At 43.5% G+C, this 1,199-nt stretch carries 2 tRNA genes and 1 rRNA gene; all 3 read left to right on the top strand.

Annotated features, from left to right (window positions below):
* A tRNA-Ile gene (locus ACNO7W_RS16380) sits at nt 1–74 on the top strand.
* Between the two features lie 106 nt (nt 75–180).
* Nucleotides 181–254 (top strand) — tRNA-Ala (locus ACNO7W_RS16375).
* A gap of 215 nt (nt 255–469) precedes the next feature.
* A 23S ribosomal RNA gene (locus ACNO7W_RS16370) occupies nt 470–1,199 on the top strand; the annotation flags it as partial.

Raw genomic sequence — 1,199 nt, 5'->3', positions numbered from 1 at the left:
TGTCTCGTAGCTCAGCTGGTTAGAGTACTACACTGATAATGTAGGGGTCGACAGTTCGAGTCTGTCCGAGACAACTATTTTAGACTTAAAAAAGGAAATTTTAGAAGAAGAGTGAAATCACGTTTAGGTGAGCACGTTATCCAACTGCAAACTGCGACTGATAACTGGCTACTAAAAAACGGGGGATTAGCTCAGCTGGCTAGAGCGCCTGCCTTGCACGCAGGAGGTCAACGGTTCGACTCCGTTATTCTCCACAGGTTAATGTAGCAATTAATCAATTATTTAATGTAGCAATTCATTGTTACATTGATAAATTAGGAAATTATTACATTGAATAAAGTTCATTGACATATTGAGATAAGAAAATAATAAAAAGTAGAAAGACACTTTGAAGTATAATGTATAATGTAAAAATTGTATAATGTAGCAATACAAAATACAATAATACAGTATACAACGAAAAAAAGTACAATAAGCAAAATAAGGGCGTATGGGGGATGCCTTGGCTCTCAGAGGCGATGAAGGGCGTGATAAGCTGCGAAAAGCTACGGGGATTGGCACACACGAATAGATCCGTAGATACCCGAATGGGGCAACCCACTATGTTGAAGACATAGTACACCGATAGGTGGGCAAACCCGCTGAACTGAAACATCTAAGTAGGCGGAGGAGAAGAAAACAAAAGTGATTCCGTAAGTAGTGGCGAGCGAACGCGGATTAGCCCAAACCAATGTTGTTACGGCAATATTGGGGTTGTAGGACCACGTGATTTGTTGCGGATAGAATTAGAATCTACTGGAAAGTAGAGCCAAAGAAGGTGATAGCCCTGTATAAGTAATAGAAGATAACGATAGTGGTATCCTGAGTAGGGCGGGACACGAGAAATCCTGTCTGAATTTGGCGGGACCATCCGCTAAGGCTAAATACTCCTGAGAGACCGATAGTGAACCAGTACCGTGAGGGAAAGGTGAAAAGAACCGTGAATAACGGAGTGAAATAGATCCTGAAACCATACGCTTACAAGCGGTCGGAGCCCCTTCGTGGGGTGACGGCGTGCCTTTTGCATAATGAGCCTACGAGTTAACGTTGCTGGCAAGGATAAGTGGTTAAGCCACGGATCCGTAGCGAAAGCGAGTCTGAATAGGGCGCTTTAGTCAGTAGTGTTAGACGCGAAACCGTGTGATCTACCCATGGGCAGG

The organism is Flavobacterium sp. ZB4R12, assembly GCF_048276375.1.
Classification (GTDB): domain Bacteria; phylum Bacteroidota; class Bacteroidia; order Flavobacteriales; family Flavobacteriaceae; genus Flavobacterium; species Flavobacterium gawalongense.
This window is presented reverse-complemented; position numbering and strand designations above follow the sequence as displayed.